The 2,589-nt window shown below is 64.3% G+C and carries 3 protein-coding genes; 1 reads left to right on the forward strand and 2 read right to left on the reverse strand.

Annotated features, from left to right (window positions below; translation table 11 throughout):
• A partial coding sequence (locus tag MKK75_RS25825) for a GntR family transcriptional regulator (RefSeq protein WP_244045355.1) occupies positions 1-328 on the reverse strand: 328 nt, incomplete at its 3' end.
• Between the two features lie 353 nt (positions 329-681).
• Between MKK75_RS25825 and urtA the strand changes: the two genes are divergently transcribed.
• Complete coding sequence (gene urtA, locus MKK75_RS25830) at positions 682-1,908, forward strand: urea ABC transporter substrate-binding protein (protein ID WP_409567612.1); 1,227 nt, start codon at positions 682-684, stop codon at positions 1,906-1,908.
• 352 nt (positions 1,909-2,260) lie between these two features.
• On the opposite strand, the gene MKK75_RS36450 is transcribed toward urtA, so the two are convergent.
• Positions 2,261-2,589: hypothetical protein (locus MKK75_RS36450; RefSeq protein WP_409567611.1), on the reverse strand; the 329-nt coding region annotated here is incomplete at its 5' end.

The raw sequence follows: 2,589 nt of genomic DNA on the forward strand, positions 1-2,589 counted from the left end.
TCGGGGCGCGCGGGGCGGTTCCGATGCCCCCATTGCCGTGCACCGGAGGCGCGGCGCCCAAGCGGCCGGTCAAAAGGGGCGCGGCTGGTGAGCGGGCGTAGAGGCCGGAGGCGGGACGCGCCTCGGCCAAGGTCTCGAGCACCAGCGTGTCGTAGGCCCGGACGACGGTGTTGCGGGAGATTGCGAGCTGCTCGGCCAGCTTGCGCGACGAGGGTAGACGCGCCCCGGGCTGCACCAGGCCACGGCGGATGCCATCGCGCAACTGCGCTGTGAGCTGATCCGTCAACGTCTCGGGCCGGGAGCGGTCGAGGAACACGGGCAGTTGCATCGGCGGCCCCATTCAGTTGGATGTTGTCCTCCAAGCTGTAGCGGGTGTCCAGTTTGGAGCGGAGTTCCTGGGGCCAGTTGAGCTGCAAACCTCCGGCGACTGGCCTTAGTGTATCGCTCGCGGCTGGCTCCATCGGGCGGGCATAGGCCGCTCCACATGCAACTTTTCGATGCGTTTATCGGAACCGCGGGCATTGGAAGCTCACGACTCGTGCAGGGCAGCGGCAGGCCGATAGCGGGCGCCACGCCCCGACTGGACCTACGACGACGCGCCGATCCCGGCGCTCGCGCTCGCGCCGCTGGCTCGTCAGCCTGACCTTGAGGCCGCCTACGTCGCGCCGAACGGAGTCCATCATGACAATCACGCGTCGGAGACTGGGGGCGATCGCCACGGCCCTGCTGATGTCTACCGCCTTCGCCGGCCCGAGCCGGGCAGCCGAGGACACGATCAAGATCGGTGTGCTTCATTCCCTGTCGGGCACGATGGCGATCAGCGAAACCGTGCTCAAGGACGTCATCTTGATGCAGGTCGCTGATCTCAACGCCAAAGGTGGGCTGCTGGGCCGCAAGATCGAGCCGATCGTTGTCGATCCCGCCTCGAACTGGCCGCTGTTCGCCGAGAAGGCCCGGGATCTCATCAGCCACCAAAAGGTCGCCGCTGTGTTCGGCTGCTGGACCTCTGTGTCACGCAAGTCGGTACTACCGGTCTTCGAGGAGCTGGATGGTCTGCTGTTCTACCCGCTCGAGTACGAGGGCGAGGAGCAATCGAAGAACATCTTTTATGGGAGCTCGGTCCCGGACAACAAGGCGATCCCAGCCGTCGAGTATCTGATGAGCAAGGACGGCGGGGAGACGAAGCGGTGGATCCTGGAAGGGACCGACTACGTTTATCCACGCACCAGCAACAAGATCATCCGCGCCTTCCTGAAAGCTAAGGGCGTGGCGGACGAGGACATCCGCGAGAATTACACGCCGTTCGGATTCTCTGACTGGCAGACCGAGGTTGCGGCGATCAAGGCGTTCGGCTCGACTGGGAAGAAGACCGCCGTGATCTCGACGGTAAACGGCGACGCCAACGTCCCGTTCTATAAGGAGCTCGGCAACCAGGGAGTGAAGGCCACCGACATCCCGGTGATGGCGTTCTCGGTGGGCGAGGAGGAACTGAAGGGCATCGACACCACGCCGCTCGTCGGTCACCTTGCGGCGTGGAGCTACTTCGAATCCGTCAAAGCACCCGAGAACGCGGCCTTCATCACCCGTTGGAAGGCTTACTCGAAAGATCCGAAGGCGGTGACGAACGACCCGATGGAGTCAGCCTACGACCTGTTCCAGCTGTGGTCACAGGCGGTGGCCAAAGCGGGCTCGACCGACGTGACCAAGGTGCGCGAGGCGATCATCGGCCTCAAGGTCCGATCGCCCGGCGGCTACGACGTAACGATGAACTCGAACCATCACCTGACGAAACCCGTCATGATTGGCGAGATCGAGGCCGGCGGGCAGTTCGACATCGTCTATGAGACCAAGCCGATCGCCCCGAAGCCGTGGAGCCCCTACCTGGCGGAGAACAAGGACAGGCACTGACCGCGCGCGCCTGCGTCCGGGTGGGGAAACCGTCCGGACCCCTCTACATCGTCGATCGATCACCTCCACGCGATCGTGATGACCGGACGGGCTTCAGCCACCTTGTCGTCGTAAGGGGGCGCCATGACCACGCCATGCTGCGCAAGCTCAGCCTTACCTCGGAGACGGACGACGTCCTCATTGCCCTGGTCGGGGAACTCGCGACCGGCCGGGTGCCTGCGACGAACATAGCCGCGAGCAAATTCGCTTCTGCAAGGACTGAATATTGCCCTGATGTGGCGTCACAGCGAGACCATCCAGCATGGCGAATGGGACAGGCCTCGCGCGACGCGGTAGCACTCGGCGGACGACTTCAGCGACGACGAGATCGACCTGCAGCGGCTGCTGATCGCAAATCGGCCGGCGACCTTCCTCGATCCGGGTAGCCGGCGGCGGCATGCTCCTCGCCCGCCTGCACGACGGCGATCTCACGGTAGTGGACCGATTGCTGAACGCCGCCATCGCTAACGCCGTCCACCACGCCACCGGACGGCGCATCCGCGACGTCCCAATCCGCATCAAGAATCTCTCTGACTGCAGCCGCTGGGGTCAGCAACAGCTGGCGAGAGAGCCCGACATTAGGAAACGGTTCGTCTGCTTTGGGGAGGGCGACGAATTGCAATGAATGGCCGGGATGGGCGC

The sequence above is a fragment of the Methylobacterium sp. J-030 genome, from assembly GCF_022829545.1.
Classification (GTDB): Bacteria; Pseudomonadota; Alphaproteobacteria; order Rhizobiales; family Beijerinckiaceae; genus Methylobacterium.